The sequence below is a fragment of the Gluconobacter sp. genome, from assembly GCF_047723935.1.
Lineage (GTDB): Bacteria > Pseudomonadota > Alphaproteobacteria > Acetobacterales > Acetobacteraceae > Gluconobacter.
In genome coordinates this window covers 1-21004 of sequence record NZ_JBDOBO010000027.1, presented here as the reverse complement: position 1 = coordinate 21004, position 21004 = coordinate 1, and the positions used below count along the sequence as shown (strand labels likewise).

Sequence of the window (21004 nt, the reverse complement as noted above, 5' to 3'; positions counted from 1 at the left end):
TAGGAGCGTGAGCCGAGCATGACCGATTGCCTGTCCCCTGAAGCAAAAGACGATCTTCTCTCACGCGGTTATTCCCGTCGTAGTCTGGGCCGCGTAGCTGCGCTGATGAGTGCAGGCATGGCAGTCCGGTCACTCGTTGGGCGTGCGGAGGCTTCCCCCCTGACCGCGCTGCCGCCCGGTGATGTCACCAAGATGACCCGAATTGGCAGCAACGAGTGCTGGACTGGTCCGTTCCCAGCCGCTGCCAAGGCGGGTGCCGCTGCCGTTTTCGAGGGGAACCGGTATGATCCGACGGGCCATACACGCGAAGACCTGATCCGTACGGCTGCCAAGATCGATAACGTTCCTGAAAACTGCATTCTGCCATGGGGTGGTTCATCTGATCCGCTCTGCCGCACGATCGTGACGTTCTGTTCCCCAACACGTGGCCTCGTTACGGCTGATCCGAGCTATGAAGCCGGATGGGTGGCTTCCGAATGGCTCAAGATCCCGCTGGTCAAGGTGCCGCTGGATGCCTCGAACGGTTACAAGACCGACGTCAAGGCGATGCTGAAGGCCAATCCGAACGCGGGCGTCTATTATATCTGCTCACCGAATAATCCGACCGGTACGATCACGCCGTTGGAAGATATTCGCTGGCTGGTCGCGAACAAGCCGAAAGACTCCATTGTTCTGGTCGACGAGGCCTACATTCACTTCTCCAATGCTCCGAGCGCTGTCTCGCTCGTTGCTGAAGGGCGTGATGTCGTTGTCCTGCGGACGTTCTCGAAGATGTTCGCCATGGCCGGTCTACGGCTGGGCTTCAGCATGGCGCCACCGGCCCTGCATGAAAAAATGATGCGTTATGATGGCGTTAACCAGACGCACATGCTGCCAGTCCCGGCCGTAATCTGCGGCACGAAGAGCCTGACAATGACGTCAGATATTGATGCGCGCCGTCGTGAGATGATTGCAGCCCGCGCCATGACGTATGAGCACCTTCAGAAGAAGGGAATCAGCTTCATTCCTTCTGATGCGAACATGTTCGTGATTGACTGGAAGCGTCCTGCGGCACCGATCAAGGATGCGTTCTTGAAGGAAAACATTATCATCGGTCGTTCCTGGCCCATCTGGCCGAATGCATCCCGTATTACGGTTGGCTCCATGAACGACATGAAAAAGTTCTGTGCAGCGCTCGACCGTATTATCGGCTGATCTGCTCGAGGGAAGGTCTGAAGCCTTCCCTCATCCTATTTAGTTCGACGGAAAGTAGCGCATAGCCAGAAGCAATGCCTTTACACCGTCTGATTTCGTAAGAGACACACGCTCTGCAACGGGGTCCTGACGTCTCAGTTTGCGCGTCAGAATATGCGATAGCTCCACAATAACAGCAGCTTCGAGCCGCATCCGGCGATCCTTGATCAGCATCGGTAATCCGCGGGCTTCGCGATTCAGCGTATCCACCCCATCCAGCATTCTATCAAAAACGCGGCGTAGACCTGGTTTGCTTCGCACAAGTCGAAGATCGTCGATGGTAACCCCTTCTTCAGCCAGCCATGGAAGCGGGATGTAGCAGCGATCCAGCGTCTTCAGATCTTCAGATGCATCCTGAAGATGGTTGATGACCTGCAATGCGGAGCACAGAGCGTCTGATGGCGCCAGAGTTTCCTGCCCTTCTGCGTGTAGCAGCAGAAGAAAACGCCCGACCGGGTTAGCCGAATACCGGCAGTAATGCAGGAGTTCCTGCCAGCTCTCATAACGTGTCTTCTCGGCATCCATGCAGAATGCTTCAAGGAGATCTGTCGCCGTCTCAAGCGGAACGCCTGTCTTGAGAAGCACCTCTCTTAATTTTACGGCTGTCTGCGCGTCCGCTCTTTGAGGCGCCTGGATTTCCCCGCGAATGACGGCGGCCATCCCTCTCAGCCGAGCAATTTTTTGCTGTGGCGTCAGGTCGGGAGTGTCCACCATGTCATCGGCAACGCGGGCGAAATTGTAGTATGTGTGAACATACGGGCGCAGGCGCCGGGAAATCAGCAGAGAGCCGACAGGAAAATTTTCGTCAGTCTTGCCTTTGGCGGAGGTGACGTCTTTCGTCCCCCAGATGTCTTCTGTCACGATGCCTCATCCGTATAGGAACGATTTTTCCAGCGTACGCCGACCCCTCTGTGGTGGTCTATGGCTGAGCCGACGGTAGCAGCCATATAAAAGGCCGCGACGAATGGTAGCGGTAGCGCCCGCCATAATGGGAGACCAAACCTTTTCAAGGTTGGCAGAAAGGTTGCGCAAGACACGAGATAGGTCAGAAGTCCGACTTTTCTCGTGCGCCCCTTACCAAAAAGCGCCAGCCCGACAGGGAGAAGCCAGATCAGCGTCATTCCCAGAATGGTCGCCAGCAACAGCAATGGAGACTGGCGCAACTGGACGTAAGCTGTCCGGGCAATCATTTCCCAGATGTCTTTAGCGCCGCGATAGGGCCGAACTGACCACGCAAGCTCGCTGTGTCCCAGATAGAGACGACCGCCTGATCGTTTGACATGTGCTGCGAGTGTGCAGTCATCAATCAGTGCACCTCGAATGGCTTCAATGCCGCCAATCCGCTCCAGAGCGCGTCTACGAAGAAGGATCGTTCCTCCCGCTGCTCCCGCAATGCGGGACCGTTCACTGGCCGTCCAGGCAAACGGATAGAGCATGGCGAAGAAGTAAACGAAAGCTGGAACCAGAAAGCGTTCAGCCGAACTCTCGCAGTTAAGGGCGACCATCTCTGAGACCATGTCGAGATCGTCTTCCCGGGCCTTGGCCAGAAGCGTGGCCAGATGCTGCGGCGCATGCATGATATCGGCGTCGGTGAATAGAATATAGCCGTAAGGCCCAATGTGGTTCAGGGCCTCTTGGGCACCCTGGTTCACGGCCCACAGCTTGCCGCTCCACCCAGGCGGCCGGGGCGCTCCGGTGAGGACAATCAGCCGGTTATGGGGGTCAGGTACGGCGCGTGCCAGATCCCCGGTTCCGTCCGTACTGTTATCATCCACGAGAATGACGGAAAGTTTGCCATAGTAGTCCTGTTCCAGAAGAGATTTCAGGCAAGACTGAATGGACTCAGCTTCGTCACGTGCCGGCACCACGATCGCAACATCTGGTGCGCAAGGCGGTGACGAGCCTGCTTTGAGAGTTGGACCACCCTGCCAGAATTTCCCATGGAAGAGTGAGAGGTAAATCCAGGCTCCAAGACTGGTAAGTGCGCTTCCAAACAGCATTATTTCATACGTCCATGCAGACGGAACCAGGAAATTGCATCAGCGATCGCATCCCGTGCAGGGCGGGGTGCATAGCCCAGTTCTCTCTGTGCCTTGAGCGATGAGAAAAACATAAGCTTCCGGGACATGGCGAGTGTTTCGCGCGTCACGCGAGGCTCGATCCCAAATCCTCGCGCAAGCCATTCGGAAACCACGGCAACTGGATAGAGCCAGGATTGCTTGAGCTTGACCCGGGGCGGCTTGACGCAGGCGATTTCACTGGTGAGCCGGAACAGGTCTCCCAGCATCATGTTCTCGCCACCAAGGATATATTTTTCGCCAATCTTGCCGCGTTCCAAAGCGAGAACATGGCCTTCAGCAACATCGTCTACATGAACGATGTTCAGTCCAGTCTCAACATACGCAGGCATTCGGCCCGAGGCGCAGTCGAGGATCATCTGCCCCGTAGGTGTTGGCTTGATGTCCCGCGGGCCGATAGGGGTTGATGGATTAACGATAATGGCTGGTAGGCCCTTCTCCCGAACCAGCTTCAGGACTTCCTGTTCCGCACGATATTTGGAAAGTTTGTACGTACCGATGACGCTGCTTTCCGTGACGTATGTTTCTTCGTCAGCGGGCGTACCATCCTTGTTCAGGCCCAGAGCGGCAACGGATGAACAGTACACGATCTTTTCTACGCCCGCTTCAAGCGCTGCAAGCATCAGGTTCCGTGTGCCGTCTACGTTCGCTTTCATCATGACGGAAGGGTCCGGGACCCAGAGTCGGTAGTCGGCAGCGACGTGAAAGAGGATCTTCACACCTTTGAGAGCGGCAGGAAGGGTCGTCGGATCAGACAGATCCCCGATGGCAAGTTCCGCGTCGAGCTCTGCAATGTTGGAACGGTCCGAGTTTTCGCGAACGAACAGACGCAGGCGGTGCCCACGTTCCCGGAGCACGCGGGCAACAGCAGAACCGACGAACCCGGTAGCCCCTGTAACGAGTGTGACATCGTTCATGGTGGCAATCTTCTCCTCGGCTCATCAGCAACAGGTTGAAATTTTTCGGCCACCATACTGCCGGTGGCTTTCGGGGGAAAGCGTCTGCAAGGCTGGAATATTGCAGAGCTGTGGGTTAGAGCGTGTTGCGAACGGTATGTGACGAAGACGTTGAAAAAAACTCTCCCTATTATTCTCTCCCTTCTGGGTGTGGCTCTTTTCACATTCATTGCCGCCAAGGCAGGCATCCAGCCAGTCATGGAAGCTCTTGGAAAAGTTGGCGTCGGAGGTTTCTTCCTTCTGGTGCTGATCCAGCTTGTTCTGGATATAGGTCTCGGCCTTGCCTGGAAGGCAGCAGTACCGCAGATCGGTCTGGCAAGATTGACGGGCGCGCGATTTGTCCGCGATGCGGCTGGGGCCTGCCTGCCCTTTTCCCAGCTTGGCGGAATGGTCCTTGGCGTCCGTGCGACCCTGGCCGGGCATCAGGCTCGGGACGTCGATGGTGAAGATCTGCACTGGCCGGAAGGTGTGGCGGCCAATCTGGTCGACATCACAACAGAGGTTCTGGGGCAGATTGCCTTTATTCTCGTTGCGATTCTCTGCCTCGTCGGCCATCAGGGAGCTGCGCGATTTATCTGGCCTCTGATGGGCGGCATGGTGCTGCTGTCTCTTGGGATTGCCGGCTTCATATGGACGCAGCATCGTGGTGGGTCCATGATCCGCAAAACTGCCACGTTCTTCGGACGCCACATCGCCGCTGACTGGCGAGAAAGCCTGATCGGAAATACGGACATCTTTCAGGCTCGCCTGGAAGCGCTCTGGGGGCGCCCGGATCGAATTATGCTTGGCGCAATCGTTCATTTTAGTTGCTGGGTCGGTGGTGCAGTCGCCACATGGACCGCTCTGGAGCTTTTGGGCGCCCACGTCGGGTTTCTGTCCGCACTTGCCATTGAGGGAGTGGTGTGTGGAATCATGTCAGCTGGTTTTCTGGTTCCGGCCGCCCTCGGTGTACAGGAAGCAGCATATGTCGCGCTTGGCCTGATTTTTGGAATAGACTCACAGATATCCCTTAGTCTGTCCCTGCTCCGTCGCGGGCGTGACATCCTCATAGGCATCCCTGTTCTTCTCGGGTGGCAGGTCGTGGAGATGAATCGTCTTCGGAAGGAACGGGCCACTCTTGTCGGCTCGCATGAAGACGCAGTCTCTTCTGTTCTGAAAAAAGCCAGAACGACCGCGATGACTGGATCTGTCAGCAAGGATGGATCATCAAATCGTGAAAATGAAAAAGAGGACGACGCAGCTTTCGCAGCCGCGCCGCGGACCCTGTAATGCCGCTTTTTCGTTCTCTGGCAGTCATTGGCCCTGGACTGATCGGCTCGTCTGTCCTGCGGCGCGCAAAGGAAATGGGCGCACTGGCGGAAACGCTGATCGCGGCTGATATCAATCCTGCTGTTCTTGAGCGTGTACGGGAGCTCGGGATCGCCGACGTCGTTACAGACGATATGGCGCAGGCAGCGCAGGCTGAGTGCGTGATGATCTGCGTTCCTGTCGGGGCGGTAGAGGCTACGGCGCGCGCTATTCTGCCTCACATGCGACCGGGAGCGATTCTGACGGATGTCGCGTCTGTACGCGGGAAGCTGGGACCTACAATACAGGCCCTCCTGCCCGCTGGTGTGGATTATGTTCCCGGTCATCCTATGGCTGGAACCGAGCACTCAGGGCCAGACGCTGGTTTTGCAACACTTTTTGAGAACCGCTGGTCGCTGCTGATCCCTCCAGAGGGTGCGAACGAGCAAGCCATAGAGAAAATCCAGAAGCTCTGGGAGCTTTGTGGCGCTCGCACAAAAATTCTTCCTGATGACAAGCATGACCGTATCTGCGCCATGGTGAGTCATCTTCCCCATCTGTTGGCTTTCACGATCTGCGATACGGCGGACAATCTTTCCGAAGAAATCCGTGCAGCCGTTCTCGATTATGCAGCGTCGGGGTTTCGTGATTTCACGCGTATTGCGGCTTCTGATCCCGTCATGTGGCGAGATATCTTCATCGCCAACAAGGACGTCCTGCTAGAGACGCTGGATCGCTTCGTCGCAGATGCTCAAGGCATGGCGCAGGCGATACGTGAAGGTGATGAGACAGCGATTACGAGCCGGATTGAACGAGGTCGAGCCATCCGGCGCACACTGATTGAAAATCGACAGGCCTGAGTATTTTCCCTTCCTGCAAGAAAACTCACAGGAAGGGAAAATGATTTAAAATCAGGCCGTTGTAATGCGAAGGGTATTTGTGCTTCCAGCCACGCCATAAGGCAGGCCAGCCAGAACGATGACATGGTCCCCATTGCGGCACAGCTTCATGGACAGTGCCATGGCGGCTGTTGGTGCAGCCAGTTCCTCAATGCTCTGAGCAATATGCTCTTTCTCTACGACCTGAGGGAAGACGCCCCAGACAACGCAGAGTCTACGAGCCACTTCCTGATGAGGGGTGACGGCGAGGATCGGACAGTGAGGACGTTCACGAGCCATGCGCAGGGCGCCACCACCGCCTTGGGTCCGAACGCCAATGGTCCGGGCATTCAGCGCGGTGCTAACCTGCCAGGCGGCCTGAACAATCGCGTCCTGAACCGTCCCTTCCGGCTTCGGGCGGGAGCGGTCCATGCGCAGACGCCATTCGACGTCCTGCTCAACACGAGACGCAATACGCGCCATGATGGAAACTGCTTCGATCGGATACTTGCCAGCCGCACTTTCCGCTGAAAGCATGACAGCATCCGCGCCATCATAAACGGCGTTGGAAACGTCAGAAACTTCGGCGCGTGTTGGCGTTGGGCTTTCGATCATGCTTTCCAGCATCTGTGTCGCCACGATCACCGGACGACACTGACGACGGGCCTCAGCAATAGCGCGCTTCTGAGCGACGGGCACTTCTTCCGGGGGAAGCTCGACACCAAGATCGCCACGAGCGACCATGATCGCGTCTGAAAGACGAACGATCCGCTCCAGGTCATCCATTGCCTGCGGCTTTTCGAGCTTCGTCACAATCGCTGCGCGGCCCTTGGCGATATTGCGCGCTTCTTCAACGTCTTCGGGCCGCTGCACGAAGGAGAGTGCAATGAAATCCACACCGAGAGAGAGTGCAAAGTCAAAGTCCTTGCGATCTTTCTCTGTCAGCGCCGGGATAGGAAGCGTTACGTCAGGGACGTTCACGCCCTTTCGTTCAGACAGCTTGCCACCAATGACAACTTCCGTTTCAAGAGCGCCTTCGATGACATTGACGACGCGCAGCTTGAGCTTGCCATCATCCAGCAGGAGGTGGCTGCCTGGCTTGGCGGCAGAAATGATCTCCGGGTGTGGCAGGCAGACGCGGTCTGTGTTGCCGGGCGTTCTGTCCAGATCCAGACGGAACGGCTTTCCTTCTTCAAGGATGACCGGGCCATTCTCGAAAACACCAACGCGCAGTTTCGGGCCCTGAAGATCGGCAAGAATGGCGAGTGGTCGGCCAACTTTTGCTTCTGCTGCACGGATCGCGGCATGACGCTCGCCATGGTCTTCGTGTGCACCGTGTGAGAAGTTGAGACGGAAGACATTTACCCCCGCTTCGGCCAGAGCAAGGATCATCTCAGGCGAGGACGATGCCGGGCCAAGAGTTGCGACGATCCGCGTGCGACGATGATGGGAGCTGGATGTCATATGTTGGCGTCCTCGCAAGAAAAATCAGTTGGATTGAATCGTCTCTCCTGGGAGAAGACCCCAGAACAGACGACGTGGCAGCCATCCCTCGTAGCCTTTGACGACCACGTGGCACCATTGAGAACTTTGTGGGCAGGCCTTGATATTGCCTACGGTTCCCGGCTGGAGGACAGCAACCACGCTACTGTCTTCCTCCGGATGGCTCATGAGGAGAACATCACTTTTATGCGCGCGGGCTTCTTCCTGCGTCTCGACGTGACCCAGAACGCGTGCATCTGCACGGCCGATGTGGTCTCCGTCCTTGGCGGAAGCCTCTCCTGTCTGGGCTTTCACGCCTTCAGGGGGGAGGCCCGGAATTACGAAGGTTCGGCTGCCATAAAGCGTTGCCTGATGAACCCATCCCTTTTGACCGTCGGAGTCCTCGACAAGCCGCCATACATCGAATTCGCGCTCGATCTGAACCGGTAGTCCGCGGCGATGATAAACCCAGTCGATGGGATAGCGATCGCCCGGGCCGCGCCGCATATAGACCTTGTCTGCGCGGAGAGCTGCATATCGAGGCAAAGGTAGCCCCGTGTTGCTGCCCTTGTCGGTCGGGTCTGTGGAGGGGACATCCGGCGTTGCCTGCGCTGTTGCGGGCTGACTCGTAACGGCCGCTGCGGCTGCCGCTCCGGCTCCGGCCGCCGCTACAGGGGCGAGATGTTTGCCCGAGATGTGATGTGATGCATGGTGAGGTGCCTTGACCGCCCCGGCACTGTCATTCTTGGCTTTCACCGCCTTCTTTTTTGCATGAGAGGCCTTGGCAGTAGAGGCATCAGCCTTCGCCGCGTGCTCATGCTTGTGGTGACGTGCTTCTGCGGGATGGACGGCCAGCAGAGCTGTGCCAGTCGTGACAGCCAGCAGAAACCGACGGCAACGGAGTGTTCGGGACAGAGGGGTGACAAGCGTTCTCATGACCGCATCCCTGCCAAGGGTAGAAGGTTTCGGCAAGTCACCAAATCACAAAACTGTCGAATTGTCCCAAGGCATACACTCATAGTGCCGTGATCGGGCGGTCTCCCGCCTGCTCCAGAAAGGTTACAATACCCCGTACGGAAACGGTTTCCATAAGGGCATCCGGTTTGAGGCCCGTCAGAGCAAGTCCGGTTTCACACGCCATGAGTGTTACGTCGAATTCGATCAAAGCGTCACGCAATTCACTGAAACCCGGGACACCGCGAGCGGCAAGTTCATCATCGGAAATAACCCCTGTTAAACCTGACCAGTCCTTTGCCAAGGCGTGAACGCTCTTGCCTCCTGCAAAAATTGTAACCGGGCGCCCCAGAGAGAGCATCCCGGCTGCCACGATAAACGCGTAGTGAGCGCGCTGCCAGGAATCGTCCGCCAGTGTCAGGAACAGAGGGGGTTTCATGCCGGTTTGCTTTCGTTATCGGTGTGGACCGGACAGGAAGGGTCCCTGGCCAAGGCAAAGCTCCGCATGGTCGCGCCCAGAGCATCCCAGATCATGAGGCGTGTTTCTTCCCGCCCCTCGAGTTGCATAAGTTCCCGCATGACCTCAACGGCCATCAGACTTCCCATGACGCCTGTTGCGGCACCCAGAACGCCGGACTGTCCGCATGTTGGTGCTTCAGTCTGAGCAGCTTCAGGGAAAAGGCAACGATAGCAGGGTCCCCCGGTCTGGGGCCGGAAGACGGCTAACTGTCCTGAAAAACCCTGAACAGCGCCTGATACTAGTGTTCGTCCATGCTTTACGCAGGCATCAGAGACTGCAAGGCGCGTCTCAAAGTTATCGGTGCCATCGCAAATCAGGTCGTAGTGCGGAACAAGTTCGTTCAGTGTATCTGCTGTGGCGCGCAGACAATGTGCTGTGACGCGAGATAGCGGATTGAGCGCGGTAAGTCTCTCGGTGGCCACTTCAGCCTTTGGGCGTCCAATGTCTTGCGTCGTGTAGAGAACCTGCCGTTGAAGGTTGCTGAGCTCCAGATGGTCGTAGTCCATCAGGCCGATATGCCCAACGCCGGATGCAGCCAGTTGTTGTGCAAGAGGAGCCCCCAGCCCTCCTGCTCCCACAATCAGGACCGAGGCTTGCCTGACCCGCGCCTGCCCAATGGCCCCCACCTGCGGGAGCAGAATATGACGGGAATATCGCTCAAGTTCGGCATCAGAAAAATCAAGGTTCATCAGGACAAGATAATTGCTGACTTTTCAGACGGAAAGACGTTAGATTCACAGATGTCCACCTTCTCCTGATTTTCAGGGTTTGTGCGGAGGCTTGAGCGTGAAAAATTCTTTCTGGAAAATATCATACCGAGCCCGGCAAGGACTGGGTGTTACAGCGGGGGCCGTGCTGGCGGCCTACGCTGTTTCCCCGTTTCTGGCATTGTGGGATATTGATCGCGCCATGAAGGGCAATAACCCTGCGCGCCTGATCCCTCATGTGGACTGGAGTTCCCTGACACATTCCCTCAAGGAGCAGTTCAGGCCACCCGCCCCTGCCTCAGACGATGATCTGCCGGATTTTGGCAGCTCTTTTGCTGGCAATGCGATATCGAACGCGATTGATACGGAGCTTTCTCCCGCTACTCTTATGACGACAGCGCGTCAGCTGATGCCTGCGGGATCTTCCGGGTATTCTTCCAGTGGTGGCTGGCCAGTACTTGGTGGCCTGCACGCTCACTTCGTGAGCCTGAACAAGTTTGAGGCTCAGGTGGACCAGCCAGGGCAGACTCCATTCGTCCTTCACATGAAGTTCGAGCACTGGGGCTGGAAAATCACGCGATTTGAACTGCCGCAGTCTGCCCCACGCTCCTGAACAAGGGCCGTTCAGGCCGGAGGAAGATCTTCCTCAAGAACTGTGATGTGAATGGCGTATGAGACTTCGCCTTCATCTTCGTCACGATGGACCGTGCCGATAACTTCGCCTGAAACGGCAAGTTCAACACTCATTCCCTTACGTGCAGGCTTAACGACTGCGAGCTTTGGCGATCCTAGAAGACGCTGCAGCGTCGTTTGAAGGCGTGTCACTTCGGAAGGGGTCATATCGGCCATGAGTGGCACTCCTGTGTTTGGCAAGGTCTTGCCCTGTAGCTCATCGTTACCCTTAAAGGAACCCGTCTCCCCTACCCTGAATGGGTTTCGTGTTGTAGAAACCGGGCTCTTCTTATTTTGCCCTGTCCATTCGGTCCTGTCCGGAATGGTGTAGGGCAGTTCATCCTGACCCCGCGCAAAGGAGACAGAATGCGCCCCTTCCTCTTCCGTACACTCGGAGCTCTCGTCACAACGGCAGCTCTTTCCGGATGCGGTTATTTTGATTCCCGTAACGCTCACAAGGCTCAGTTCGAGATGGTCGGTATGACCGGATACGATCTTCAGGCCTGTGCTGGTCTTCCAGGAAGCACCAAGAAGCTTAACGATACGACAGAGATCTGGCAGTACGATGGTACGCAGAGCACTCCTACCATTTCTTCTGATTCAGGTCTGATTCCTGCACAGTCCATTATCAGCATTTATCAGTCTGCTTTTGGCGGCGGCGGCACAACTTGCCGTATGGTCCTTCGACTGGACCATGATCGTGTTTCCGAAGTGCATTACACAGGAAATGACGACGAATATATCGGTACTGATGGTATTTGCTCCATCATCACCCGGGGCTGTGCTCGCCAGAGAGAGTCGACGATGCATCGCGTAAATGCAGGTCCATTCGGTCCGGTCTCGGCCTTCCACCCACCGGCAACACCGGCACAGAGCACCTCGGCAACATACTCCGACCAGTCCGGAAAATATGTGCCGAAATTCACCGACGACAAGACACAGTCGGTTATTCAGCCCGCCAAGTAAGAACGAAAAAGCCGGGATTTATCCCGGCTTTTTTTATGGGCAGTTGATCAGATATTTCATTTTACGAACGGCTGGACCCAAGCCATCGAAAACCGCCTGGCTGATCAGGAAATGCCCGATATTCAGCTCAGCCAATCCCGGAAGTTTGGCAACAGGCGTTACGTTGTCATAAGTCAGACCGTGACCGGCATGGAGTTCCAGTCCGCAGTCTGTGACGATTCCGGCAGCATGCTGAAGGCGCTCAAGTTCTCCAGGCTTGTTATGGGCATAAGCGCCTGTGTGAAGCTCCACAACCGCTGCACCAAGCTCCGCCGAAGCTTCGATCTGGCGCTGATCCGGATCGATGAACAGAGAGACCCGAATACCCGCGTCTTTCAGGCGCGCAATCCGCGGGGCCAGCACTTCGCGATGGCCTGCGACGTCCAGACCGCCTTCTGTCGTCACTTCCGTACGCTTTTCCGGAACCAGACAGCATGCGTGGGGCTTCAACAGGCAAGCGATCCGAACCATTTCCTGCGTTGCAGCCATCTCGAAATTCAACGGTGCTGCGAGTGCCTTGAGGCGTGGCATGTCTGCGTCACGGATGTGTCGACGATCTTCCCGAAGATGCGCTGTAATGCCGTCTCCTCCCCATTTAAGGGCAAGCTTCGCGGCTTCTACAGGGTCTGGGTAAGCATCGCCGCGTGCATTTCGCAGAGTGGCAACATGATCGATATTAACACCAAGCCGAATCATCGGTTGTCTCCCTTTTTATGACGGGACATGGAATCTGCCAGTCTGAGTGCTGCGAGAAGGCTGGATGGATCAACCTGACTGTCTGAACGTCCTACCGGCCCCGCAATATCGAAGGCAGTGCCGTGATCTGGAGACGTCCTGATAATCGGCAAGCCAATGGTGACGTTCACGCCCTCAGCCATATCAAGCGTTTTCAGGGGAATAAGGGCCTGATCATGATACATACAGATAGCTGCGTCATAGCCCGGCCTCGCTGTTGCGCTGAACATTGTGTCTGGTGGGAACGGACCCATCACGGTCAGTCCTTGGGACTTCAATATGGCTATAGCTGGGCCGATGATTGTTTTTTCTTCCGTGCCCATCATGCCCTCTTCGCCCGCATGGGGGTTTAGGCCAGCGATAGCCAGGCGGGGCTGAGTGATACCAAAGTCACTCTGTAAAGCTTTGTGCGTGGCGAGGGTGACCGCAACAATCCGCTCGGTGGTCAGGCTTTCGATTGCGTGGCGCAGAGACACATGGATCGTCACGGGCACAACCCTAAGGTGAGGGGATGCCAGCATCATGACTTCCTGCCCATCGCGGTGGCAGAGCGCCGCCAGAAATTCTGTGTGCCCGGGAAAGGAAAATCCTGCTGAGGCCAGAATATGCTTGGCAATCGGGTTGGTCGTGATGCCTGCTGCCTGCCCGCTCTGAACATATCGTACGGCCTGTTCAATGCTCGCAATGACTGCGGCGGCATTGCGTGAATCCGGCTTCCCAGGGACGACGGGAGCCAAACATTCAACGGGTACTACAGGCAGGGCACCGGAAAACACGCTGTGAGCATCTTCCGGCCCTTCAATCAGCTTGAAGGGTATCGCGTTGTTGAGAAGCGCTGGATCACCAAGCCAGAAGAAAGTTGGCCCCGTTTCTCGCAGGGCCGTCCAGGCCAGGGCGGCCAGCTCCGGCCCTATCCCAGCCGGATCACCGAGGGTCAGGGCAATCGGAGCGTTCATGTCAGCCTGCGTCTGCGAGGGAAGCAATGATACGCGCCCAGGACCTCACACCTTTGTGGAAAGAGTCCAGGCCATATTGCTCATTGGGAGAGTGAATACGGTCATCAGATTGTGCGAAGCCAACCATGAGTGCATCCAGTCCTAGCGCATCCCGTACTTCGCCAGCCACTGGGATGGACCCACCGCAGCCGATCGTAGCGGCGGGGATGCCCCATTCATCAGTTAGAGCTTTCAGTGTGGGAGCAAGAAAGCGACTGTCACGGGAGACTTCAAAGCCTGGTGAGCCGCCATGCGCCGTAAATGTGACCTTGGCGTCTGCTGGCAGGGCAGCATTCACATGCGAGCGGAAGGTTTCGCGGATTTTGTCCGGGTCCTGCCCCGGCACAAGCCGGAAGGACACTTTTGCCATTGCTTTTGCGGGAAGGACTGTCTTGAAGCCCTCGCCTTCGTATCCGCCAGAAATACCGTTAATTTCGCAACTTGGGCGGCACCAGGTCTGCTCAATGGCGGTATAGCCTTTTTCCCCGGCCGCGACGGATAGGCCAGCTTCTTCCAGTAGGGCCGCATCATCTGGAAACAGTGTTTTCCATTGTGCGCGCGTCTCTGGGGACGGGTCCTGAATGCCGTTGTAGAACCCAGGAAGTGTTACACGTCCGTCAGCATCGCGAAGTGAAGCCAGAATCTGACATAACAGGGCAATAGGATTGGCTGCGGCGTTGCCGTAGATGCCTGAATGTAAGTCATGAGAGGCACATTCGATGACGATTTCTTCTGCCATCATGCCTCGAAGTGAGGTCGTAATACCCGGGGTCTGCCGGTCCGCCATTGAGGTGTCGCACACCAAAGCGATGTCGGCCGTCAGCTCGGCAGCATTTTCCTGAAGAAACGGCAGGAGATTGCTGCCCCCGCACTCTTCCTCACCTTCCAGCAGAACACTGACCTGCACCGGGATGGACCCATGAACGGTTTTCCAGGCGCGGCAAGCCTCAAGGAAGGTCATGACCTGACCTTTGTCATCGCTGGCACCGCGCGCCACGATGACCTTGCGTCCAGAGGGTTCTTCCACAAGCCGTGGTTCGAATGGAGGTGCTTTCCAGAGGTTTTCCGGGTCAGTCGGCTGGACGTCATAATGACCGTAAAACAAAACATGCGGCTTGCCTGACTGCGATGCATCATGAGCCACGACCATTGGATGTCCGGGAGCTGCCCAGCGTACTTCGCGTATATCTGCGGCCAGACCCATGCTTGCCATATCAGCCCGAAGCCACTCCGCGGCTTTGCGGCAATCCGCAGCGTGTGATGGCTGCGTAGAGATGCTGGGGATCCGCAGAAGGCTGAAAAGTCGTTCAACAGAAGCATCAAGCGTCGTGTCGATATGTGAGAGGACAGCGTCCAGAGCGGAAGTGTGAGAAGTGGTCGTCATTAGGTCAAAGTTCCGAAAGCGGTAATGAAATTCCGACGCGGGGGGAGAGCGTGACTGAAGCAGGCGTCTCGCCGTAATCGTCCTCATCGGAGAGGGCTGAGGGTGCGGGAGTGTCAGATATTTTACGCGGTTGCAGGCGGATAGGAGCAGGTGCAATTGGTCCTGCAGGTTTGTTTTGCCGGATCATGCGTGGGGGATGGGTCTGAAGCGGCAAAGCATCTTTTCCGCTTGCCAATGCCAGAATGCTGTCGAGCTGCTGGTCGAAACGTGCTGACCTGGGCGCGTCCAAAACAGACTTACGGGCATGGCTGCTGATGTCATTCCAGAGCGTTTCATCCTGATACAGGCGTACGATCGCGTCAGCAAATTTGTCAGGGTCACAGAAACCGCCAGACAGACAGTCTTTTCCATCTTCCCAGTTGAGATGTGCACGCGTTGTTTCTGTCAAAATTGCAGGCAGGCCTGCTGCAGCCGCCTCAAGAATTTCTTTGGCAGAAGCACTCATGACGCGTGAAGAGTCAATCAGAATGCGCCGTGAACGATACAGAGCGTTCATGTTTGTCAGTGAAGGCAGCGGTTCGACGTGCGATGCGCGGGTATAGGGCGTCAGATCGACATTGTCCCCTCGGTGCCCGGCCATCAGAACGGTTGCCTCTGGTGGCAGTCGCCCTTCCAGTTTCTGAATAACGTCGAGCATGAACCAGTTCAGGCCGTCATGCACTGCGTTTCCCGCATCCTGTACGGGTAGAGCAAATAGAATACCTGAGCGTTCATTAAAACCAGGAGCCATTGCAGAGGATGTGATCGGAAACTGCTCTAGTTCCCGTACATTCCCATAACCAAGCTGACGGAGGCTTTCTGCCTCCGTCTTATGGCTGGTCACCAGAGCCTGGCACATCCAGGCATCTGTCAGTTCCTGATCAAGATCATCAAGCAGCTGCTCATGATCATCAACTGCTCCAACCCTCCTTCGAAGATAGGTCTCCTCCGCCTGTGTCCCGTCCAGATCCAGCACAATATTCAGCTCAGGGAGAGTGGCGGCATGTGCGCGTAAAATCGCAGCAGTGCGTCGGAGCGCGCTGCTACCACTTACCCAGATCATATCAAAAGATCCGCTGCGATCGCGCAGGAAATCAGACAGCTCAGAAATATCGCTGTCGTTCATGATTTCGACGTTGGCCGGAAAATCCAGAGCGGTTGTTACGGTATCCGTGACATCTCCATCTATCGGAAAGACCGTAACGTGGTGCCCTTTCTGGCTGAGGGCCAGAACAAGGTCTTGACGTCGCAGATGGGGAGAACCCAGCGAGCGATGTGGAAGTCGGTCGCACAGGAAGAGAACTGTAGGAACACCTGATGCAAAGCGGGCTTTGAACAGGGAGCTTCCCTGCATGGGATGCCGTGACAGCAGAGACGAGAAGCGACGGCGCAGCCAGTCCTGATTGCGTTTCAGGAAGTCTGAAGGAAGTGCGCTGGGCGGTCTGGTGCGATCCAGAATTGAAGGATCGTAGACAATTTTCCCGCCACCTTGACGTAGCGCCAGGCAGAGAGAAAGCAGTCGGGCTTCTGAACCAATGCAGTTCTGGTCAATGCTGCCGCATTCCGCGAGCCTTTCTCGTCTGCAGAGCATCATTCCGACCGAAATGGCATCTACCTGACGGCAGAAGCCAATTGCGGGTTCGTTTGCTTTGACTCCCGTGCCAAAGCGCAACGTTGAGGCATCGCGCCATACGATTGTTCCGGCTTCCAGCACGCGTCCGTCAAGGCCAAGGGACTGGCCACCAACGGCCCAGATGTCCGGAGAGTTAAAAGCCTGCAGTGCGGCTTTAAGAGAGCCCGGAAAAGGCTGCGTCCCTGGTTCCATGAGAAGAACGATGGGTGCACGTGCTGCTTCTACGCCTAGATTGACCTGTTCGCTGCTACTTGCCCGAAAAGACGGACGCAGGACGCGGATACCTTTTACAAACCGCTCGATCTGTGCCGTCTCATCTGTCGATCCTGCATCAACAATAATGACCTCGACCACTCCTGGGCCATTTGCGTGCAGTGCTGCGAGACTGGAGAGCGTGTCTAGGAACTGATTGGCAACCGGGATGATGACACTGACTTCCGGGGGCCGAATGAGGCGGAAATCGAGGGGAGCCCGGACGATGGACGGAATCAGTGTTTCTGCGCGCTTCAGGTCCAGATTCTGGTACTGCTCTGTTGAAGCATCCGGAATATCTTCCGTCACACCGAGGGTGCTCTGTGACTGCACCCACAATGCGAAAATATCCCTGAAATGCCGTTCTCTCAGCTTTCGCTGAACTCCAGGTTTGTGTGCAAATGCCTGTAAATCCACGCCTGTCTGCGGGATGCGCATTTCTCGTGCGCCAAACCGGATGAAATGCTCATACCCATTTCGGAAGCCGCCATCCGCAACGATAGCTGCAACATCCGGATAAAGCTGGGCATAATGTGCTTCGCTGAACCATTGATTCGGATTGTAAGCGACCGGATTTGAATTTGTCAGGTAATGGTGAAGAGCATTGAGAAAGAGACCCTGCTCCACGGCTTTTGCGACTTCTGGATAGGTAGCAAGATACCACTCCGGATCAAAATACCAGGAACTGCGGCATAGGCCAGCCTCCGATGACATCAGGAACTGTCTGAAATCGCCTTTTCCATAATCATATGACAGGCCCCGGCTCAGGCTTGCCATACGGAAAACAGAGGTTTCAAAGAAAGGATGCGCCTGTCTGTGCTCGTGTTCCCCATCGGTCAGGTAATGGTCATATCCGTTGCTGAAACCCTGCGAGATCAGAACTGGCAGGCTTAGATCCGGATTGCGACTGAAGTAATCAGTTTCTGAGAACAGCCAATGCGGTGAGCGGCTGCGAAAACCGCTTTCACAATAATGCAGAAAGCCACAGCTAAAGACGCCATAGCTTATCCCGTCTCGCACGTCTGGATTTTGGCGGAGATACCACTCTTCATCGAAGAAGCGGTTTGGAGAAAGGCCTTTACTGGCCCCCGTCTCAAGCCAATGATTTTCCATAGCCTCATTGCTGAGGTTGAGGGGCAGATTATCATCATTGAGAAGCTTTTCTTCGCGCAGAATGTGGGCGTAGCGTGTCCGATACCATTCCGCATCAAAGCGTCCCCACACGGGAGGACGGCTGCCGGAAAAAGCCGGGGAAGCTAGGATGTAGTCTTTCAAGCTCATGCGGACCGTCTCTTCTGCGCGAAACTCTTACTTCAGGACCTGTCGATATCTCATTTCTGCTGAGTGCGGCGGCTCTGCCAGAGGTCATGGAAGTTGATTGGCTGGATATTGCCGACAGGAAATCCAGCTTCCCGGATCGTATTAAGCAGGATCATTCTTGCAGACGGGAACAGATACCCTGGAGCATTGACCAGTAGCAGAGGTTCGACGTCTGCCTGCGTGACGAGCCCGGAGAGGGCGAACAGACCAGCATATGCGATCTGGAGTTCGTACAGGGTGCGTGAGTTATGAGTAGCTGACTGCGGAGCATCCAGACCCTGTGCACGGATCACGAGGGTGACTTCAAAATTCGGGTGCCCTCCCGGAAGCTGCCGGGCGGTTACGTCTACCGTCATCCCGATATGGGGCTCACCGGAAATATCGCGATAGATGTCAGGCGTATTCTGTACGTCGATGGACAGTGTGCGAAGGTATTGAGAGCCAAGGACGAGTGTAGGGGCAGCAGCCGGGCTTGCAGAAACGCCCGAAGCGCCCTGAAGTGTGTCTGCGTGATCGTGATCGTTCATCCTGACCTTACCTTGTAAGCTATGCACGGTGTCCTGCGTAGTCGTCTGAAAGCGCAGCAACATGTCTGAAACAGTCTTGTGTCATGAGGGCGGCATTTTGGCTACCCGGCAACACTTTCAGCTAATCTCAAATGAACCTCCCCCGGAGCATTCCCAAAGCTGGCAACGGCGCCCATCGTTTGGGTAATTCGGCCCGGCGTATGCGCTCGATGTGATACACAGGCGGCGGTTGCTGTTCACTGATGAGAAATCGCGAGTAAGTCCTGACCTGAGCCGTGCGCCATTGGCAGTCAGCTTCAGCTGTCTTCTGGGACATATGAACATCTGCGATGACTTTGCGCCTTCCCTGCGAAGCAATGACAGCCCAGAGAAGATCAGCTTTCGGAAGTGTCGGTCGGAGGGGGATGACTTCGGACACAGCTCTCCCTTTCAGTGAGGCGCTGAGAATGTTATCGCCTTAAAGGAACGTCAGCATCGGTGCTTGGTTATGTTCCAAACGCAAGCACATCATGAGTGCTGACAGGAAATCAATCCTCCCATGGTGCGCTTTTTGCGCCATGGGCAGCACGAATAGGACATTCCTATGCTGAGACTTCTTTTTATCGTCATCTTTCTGGCCGTACTGATCGTGTTCGCCTTGAGCAACACTGATCTGGAGCCGATCTGGCTGATCTCTTTTGGCTGGCATCTTTCAGTAGGCACGCTCGCGCTGGGCATTGGTGTCGTGGGGCTGATCTTCGGGTTTCTTACCGGTTGGGTGGGCGAATTCCGTCAACGCTCCAGGGCCCGTCGTTCCGAGGCACATGTCCGTACACTGGAAAGCCAGTTGGTGGAGCTTCATCAGCGCCTTGATCGCCTGCAAACGCCTCCCGTTGCGGCTGCCCCCACAACAGTCCCCTCACCTGAAAACCGGATCTGACTTCACCCATGACCAAGCGCACCCGGCTGATTGCCGCTTTTGATACAAACAGCCGAACGCAGGCCGAAGAATGGTCTTCAAGTCTTGGGCATGCTGTTGATGCCATCAAGCTTGGCCTCGAGTTTACGTATGCCTGTGGTCTGGATGCCGTGAAGTCCGTGTCTGCCGGGCATGAGTTGTTTCTGGATCTCAAACTGCATGATATTCCCAATACTGTAGCTTCGGGACTGTCTGCATTGGCGCCATTGCGCCCTGCCCTGACGACAATTCACGCCTGTGGCGGCACCGAGATGATCTCACGGTCCCGCGAAGCCTTGGAGCAGGCTTTTCCGAATGACGAAAAGCGCCCCAAACTGCTAGCCGTAACTGTTCTGACGAGCATGGATGAAGCCGGGCTCAGAGAAACCGGTGTTGAGGCTACGCCACGGGAACAGGTTCTGCGTCTTGGCAAACTGGCCATTCGTGCCGGTGCGGATGGCCTTGTATGTTCGGCACATGAGATTGCTCTCTTGCGAGACGCTTTGGGCGATGATCCGGTTTTGGTTGTTCCCGGCATTCGGCCCGAAGGTAGCGCTTCCAATGACCAGAAGCGCATCATGACGCCTGCGCAGGCGGCGCAAGCCGGGGCAGACTGGATTGTTGTGGGGCGCCCGATCACGCGTTCGCCAAACCCCGCAAAAGCTGCAGCGGCTATTATGGCTGAGCTTGCGAGCGTATGACGAAAGTCAAAATCTGTGGTGTGCGAGATGTAGAGACAATGCGGCTTTGCGCTAGCTTAGCTGTAGATTGGGTTGGGTTTGTCTTTCACCCCGCATCACCACGGTATGTATTGCCGGAGCAAGCGCGTCTGCTGCATGAGAGTGTGTCAGACGTCCTTGCGCCCTCCCGCGTAGGATTGTTCGTCAAAGCCGACGACAGGACAATTGAGCGTACCTTGCAAACAGTGCCGCTCAATGTTTTGCAGATTTACGATTCAGTTGAACGTGCGAAAGAAATCAGAAGTCGATTTGGACTTCCCGTCTGGTTAGCGCGCGGGGTGAAGTCATTCTCTGATCTCCCCATTCAGGCTGATGTTGACGGGTATGTCATTGAAGCCCCCAAGCAGGCTGGAGATGATCGCCCAGGCGGTCTCGGGCGAACATTTGACTGGACCTTGACCCGGAAGTGGAAAGCTCCCGCTTTCTGGATGCTTGCTGGAGGACTAACGCCGTTCAACGTTCAGGAGGCTCTGAACGCCAGTTCGGCGCCCGCTGTGGATGTGTCTTCCGGCGTTGAAAGGCAGGCGGGCGAAAAATCTCACAAATTAATTGAGCAATTTGTCGAAAAAGCCCGCATAAGGGGTTGATCTTCAAACAGACCTTTCGTAAACACCACCTCGCTCGACAGGAGAGATGGCCGAGCGGCTTAAGGCGCACGCTTGGAAAGCGT

The 21004-nt window shown here is 56.1% G+C and carries 21 protein-coding genes; 8 read left to right on the top strand and 13 right to left on the bottom strand.

What is annotated here, in order from left to right; all coding sequences use genetic code 11:
• Positions 1-18: 18 nt before the first annotated feature.
• Positions 19-1194 (top strand): pyridoxal phosphate-dependent aminotransferase, encoded by a 1176-nt coding sequence (locus tag ABF979_RS10140; protein ID WP_415559550.1) that lies wholly within the window; start codon positions 19-21, stop codon positions 1192-1194.
• Between the two features lie 39 nt (positions 1195-1233).
• On the opposite strand, the gene hpnC is transcribed toward ABF979_RS10140, so the two are convergent.
• Genes hpnC through hpnA form a run of 3 tightly spaced genes read right to left on the bottom strand, consistent with a single transcriptional unit; the run spans position 1234 to position 4228 of the window.
• Entirely contained in the window at positions 1234-2094 is an 861-nt protein-coding gene (gene hpnC / locus ABF979_RS10135; protein WP_415559548.1) for a squalene synthase HpnC, read from the bottom strand.
• Positions 2091-3233 (bottom strand): glycosyltransferase, encoded by a 1143-nt coding sequence (locus tag ABF979_RS10130; RefSeq protein WP_415559546.1) that lies wholly within the window; start codon positions 3231-3233, stop codon positions 2091-2093. The genes hpnC and ABF979_RS10130 overlap by 4 nt, the downstream gene beginning before the upstream one ends.
• Positions 3233-4228, bottom strand: coding sequence for a hopanoid-associated sugar epimerase (gene hpnA, locus ABF979_RS10125; protein WP_215750450.1), 996 nt, complete (start codon positions 4226-4228; stop codon positions 3233-3235). The genes ABF979_RS10130 and hpnA overlap by 1 nt, the downstream gene beginning before the upstream one ends.
• A gap of 138 nt (positions 4229-4366) precedes the next feature.
• Between hpnA and ABF979_RS10120 the strand changes: the two genes are divergently transcribed.
• Entirely contained in the window at positions 4367-5536 is a 1170-nt protein-coding gene (locus tag ABF979_RS10120; RefSeq protein WP_415559544.1) for a lysylphosphatidylglycerol synthase domain-containing protein, read from the top strand.
• The gene (locus ABF979_RS10115) at positions 5536-6414 is read left to right on the top strand and encodes a prephenate dehydrogenase/arogenate dehydrogenase family protein (protein WP_415559542.1); all 879 of its coding nucleotides are present in this window, start codon (positions 5536-5538) and stop codon (positions 6412-6414) included. Before ABF979_RS10120 ends, ABF979_RS10115 begins: the two co-directional genes overlap by 1 nt.
• Positions 6415-6465: 51 nt before the next feature.
• On the opposite strand, the gene pyk is transcribed toward ABF979_RS10115, so the two are convergent.
• The 4 genes from pyk to ABF979_RS10095 all read right to left on the bottom strand — a co-directional run bounded on the left by pyk (position 6466) and on the right by ABF979_RS10095 (position 10077).
• Entirely contained in the window at positions 6466-7896 is a 1431-nt protein-coding gene (gene pyk, locus ABF979_RS10110) for a pyruvate kinase (protein WP_415559540.1), read from the bottom strand.
• A gap of 24 nt (positions 7897-7920) precedes the next feature.
• A complete protein-coding gene (locus ABF979_RS10105; RefSeq protein ID WP_415559539.1) occupies positions 7921-8850 on the bottom strand; it encodes an SH3 domain-containing protein in 930 nt (309 codons plus the stop codon).
• Between the two features lie 79 nt (positions 8851-8929).
• On the bottom strand, positions 8930-9307 hold the full coding sequence (locus ABF979_RS10100) for a hypothetical protein (protein ID WP_415559537.1): 378 nt from the start codon (positions 9305-9307) through the stop codon (positions 8930-8932).
• Positions 9304-10077, bottom strand: coding sequence for a HesA/MoeB/ThiF family protein (locus ABF979_RS10095; protein WP_415559535.1), 774 nt, complete (start codon positions 10075-10077; stop codon positions 9304-9306). The genes ABF979_RS10100 and ABF979_RS10095 overlap by 4 nt, the downstream gene beginning before the upstream one ends.
• 97 nt (positions 10078-10174) lie before the next feature.
• Between ABF979_RS10095 and ABF979_RS10090 the strand changes: the two genes are divergently transcribed.
• The gene (locus ABF979_RS10090) at positions 10175-10708 is read left to right on the top strand and encodes a DUF2939 domain-containing protein (protein WP_415559533.1); all 534 of its coding nucleotides are present in this window, start codon (positions 10175-10177) and stop codon (positions 10706-10708) included.
• An 11-nt stretch (positions 10709-10719) separates the two neighbouring features.
• Here ABF979_RS10090 and ABF979_RS10085 read toward each other — a convergent pair whose 3' ends face one another.
• Positions 10720-10944 (bottom strand): DUF3126 family protein, encoded by a 225-nt coding sequence (locus ABF979_RS10085; RefSeq protein ID WP_215750442.1) that lies wholly within the window; start codon positions 10942-10944, stop codon positions 10720-10722.
• A 189-nt stretch (positions 10945-11133) separates the two neighbouring features.
• Between ABF979_RS10085 and ABF979_RS10080 the strand changes: the two genes are divergently transcribed.
• A complete protein-coding gene (locus ABF979_RS10080; RefSeq protein WP_202207579.1) occupies positions 11134-11733 on the top strand; it encodes a hypothetical protein in 600 nt (199 codons plus the stop codon).
• 33 nt (positions 11734-11766) lie between these two features.
• Here ABF979_RS10080 and ABF979_RS10075 read toward each other — a convergent pair whose 3' ends face one another.
• The 5 genes from ABF979_RS10075 to ABF979_RS10055 are packed head-to-tail and all read right to left on the bottom strand — an operon-like array spanning position 11767 to position 18657.
• The gene (locus tag ABF979_RS10075; RefSeq protein WP_086633223.1) at positions 11767-12468 is read right to left on the bottom strand and encodes a pyridoxine 5'-phosphate synthase; all 702 of its coding nucleotides are present in this window, start codon (positions 12466-12468) and stop codon (positions 11767-11769) included.
• The gene (pdxA, locus tag ABF979_RS10070; RefSeq protein ID WP_415559530.1) at positions 12465-13463 is read right to left on the bottom strand and encodes a 4-hydroxythreonine-4-phosphate dehydrogenase PdxA; all 999 of its coding nucleotides are present in this window, start codon (positions 13461-13463) and stop codon (positions 12465-12467) included. The genes ABF979_RS10075 and pdxA overlap by 4 nt, the downstream gene beginning before the upstream one ends.
• Position 13464: 1 nt before the next feature.
• Positions 13465-14886, bottom strand: coding sequence for a M20/M25/M40 family metallo-hydrolase (locus ABF979_RS10065; protein WP_415559528.1), 1422 nt, complete (start codon positions 14884-14886; stop codon positions 13465-13467).
• Between the two features lie 4 nt (positions 14887-14890).
• A complete protein-coding gene (locus ABF979_RS10060) occupies positions 14891-18091 on the bottom strand; it encodes a glycosyltransferase (protein WP_415559527.1) in 3201 nt (1066 codons plus the stop codon).
• Positions 18092-18141: 50 nt separating this feature from the next.
• A complete protein-coding gene (locus ABF979_RS10055; protein ID WP_415559525.1) occupies positions 18142-18657 on the bottom strand; it encodes a protein-export chaperone SecB in 516 nt (171 codons plus the stop codon).
• A 583-nt stretch (positions 18658-19240) separates the two neighbouring features.
• On the opposite strand from ABF979_RS10055, the gene ABF979_RS10050 reads away from it, so the two are divergent.
• The 3 genes from ABF979_RS10050 to ABF979_RS10040 are packed head-to-tail and all read left to right on the top strand — an operon-like array spanning position 19241 to position 20921.
• Entirely contained in the window at positions 19241-19576 is a 336-nt protein-coding gene (locus ABF979_RS10050; RefSeq protein WP_046901703.1) for a lipopolysaccharide assembly protein LapA domain-containing protein, read from the top strand.
• An 8-nt stretch (positions 19577-19584) separates the two neighbouring features.
• A complete protein-coding gene (pyrF, locus tag ABF979_RS10045; RefSeq protein ID WP_415559523.1) occupies positions 19585-20295 on the top strand; it encodes an orotidine-5'-phosphate decarboxylase in 711 nt (236 codons plus the stop codon).
• Positions 20292-20921 carry a phosphoribosylanthranilate isomerase gene (locus ABF979_RS10040; RefSeq protein WP_415559521.1) on the top strand — a complete coding sequence of 210 codons (630 nt, stop codon included), beginning with the start codon at positions 20292-20294 and terminating at the stop codon, positions 20919-20921. Before pyrF ends, ABF979_RS10040 begins: the two co-directional genes overlap by 4 nt.
• Positions 20922-21004: the final 83 nt, after the last annotated feature.

Coding starts and splice junctions, on each gene's coding strand:
- ABF979_RS10040 (WP_415559521.1), top strand. CDS start 20,292: ATGACGAAAGTCAAAATCTGTGGTGTGCGAGATGTAGAGACAATGCGG.
- ABF979_RS10055 (WP_415559525.1), bottom strand. CDS start 18,657: ATGAACGATCACGATCACGCAGACACACTTCAGGGCGCTTCGGGCGTT.
- ABF979_RS10080 (WP_202207579.1), top strand. CDS start 11,134: ATGCGCCCCTTCCTCTTCCGTACACTCGGAGCTCTCGTCACAACGGCA.
- ABF979_RS10060 (WP_415559527.1), bottom strand. CDS start 18,091: ATGAGCTTGAAAGACTACATCCTAGCTTCCCCGGCTTTTTCCGGCAGC.
- ABF979_RS10050 (WP_046901703.1), top strand. CDS start 19,241: ATGCTGAGACTTCTTTTTATCGTCATCTTTCTGGCCGTACTGATCGTG.
- pyrF (WP_415559523.1), top strand. CDS start 19,585: ATGACCAAGCGCACCCGGCTGATTGCCGCTTTTGATACAAACAGCCGA.
- ABF979_RS10130 (WP_415559546.1), bottom strand. CDS start 3,233: ATGCTGTTTGGAAGCGCACTTACCAGTCTTGGAGCCTGGATTTACCTC.
- ABF979_RS10075 (WP_086633223.1), bottom strand. CDS start 12,468: ATGATTCGGCTTGGTGTTAATATCGATCATGTTGCCACTCTGCGAAAT.
- ABF979_RS10085 (WP_215750442.1), bottom strand. CDS start 10,944: ATGGCCGATATGACCCCTTCCGAAGTGACACGCCTTCAAACGACGCTG.
- pdxA (WP_415559530.1), bottom strand. CDS start 13,463: ATGAACGCTCCGATTGCCCTGACCCTCGGTGATCCGGCTGGGATAGGG.
- ABF979_RS10115 (WP_415559542.1), top strand. CDS start 5,536: ATGCCGCTTTTTCGTTCTCTGGCAGTCATTGGCCCTGGACTGATCGGC.
- pyk (WP_415559540.1), bottom strand. CDS start 7,896: ATGACATCCAGCTCCCATCATCGTCGCACGCGGATCGTCGCAACTCTT.
- ABF979_RS10065 (WP_415559528.1), bottom strand. CDS start 14,886: ATGACGACCACTTCTCACACTTCCGCTCTGGACGCTGTCCTCTCACAT.
- ABF979_RS10140 (WP_415559550.1), top strand. CDS start 19: ATGACCGATTGCCTGTCCCCTGAAGCAAAAGACGATCTTCTCTCACGC.
- ABF979_RS10105 (WP_415559539.1), bottom strand. CDS start 8,850: ATGAGAACGCTTGTCACCCCTCTGTCCCGAACACTCCGTTGCCGTCGG.
- ABF979_RS10095 (WP_415559535.1), bottom strand. CDS start 10,077: ATGAACCTTGATTTTTCTGATGCCGAACTTGAGCGATATTCCCGTCAT.
- ABF979_RS10100 (WP_415559537.1), bottom strand. CDS start 9,307: ATGAAACCCCCTCTGTTCCTGACACTGGCGGACGATTCCTGGCAGCGC.
- hpnA (WP_215750450.1), bottom strand. CDS start 4,228: ATGAACGATGTCACACTCGTTACAGGGGCTACCGGGTTCGTCGGTTCT.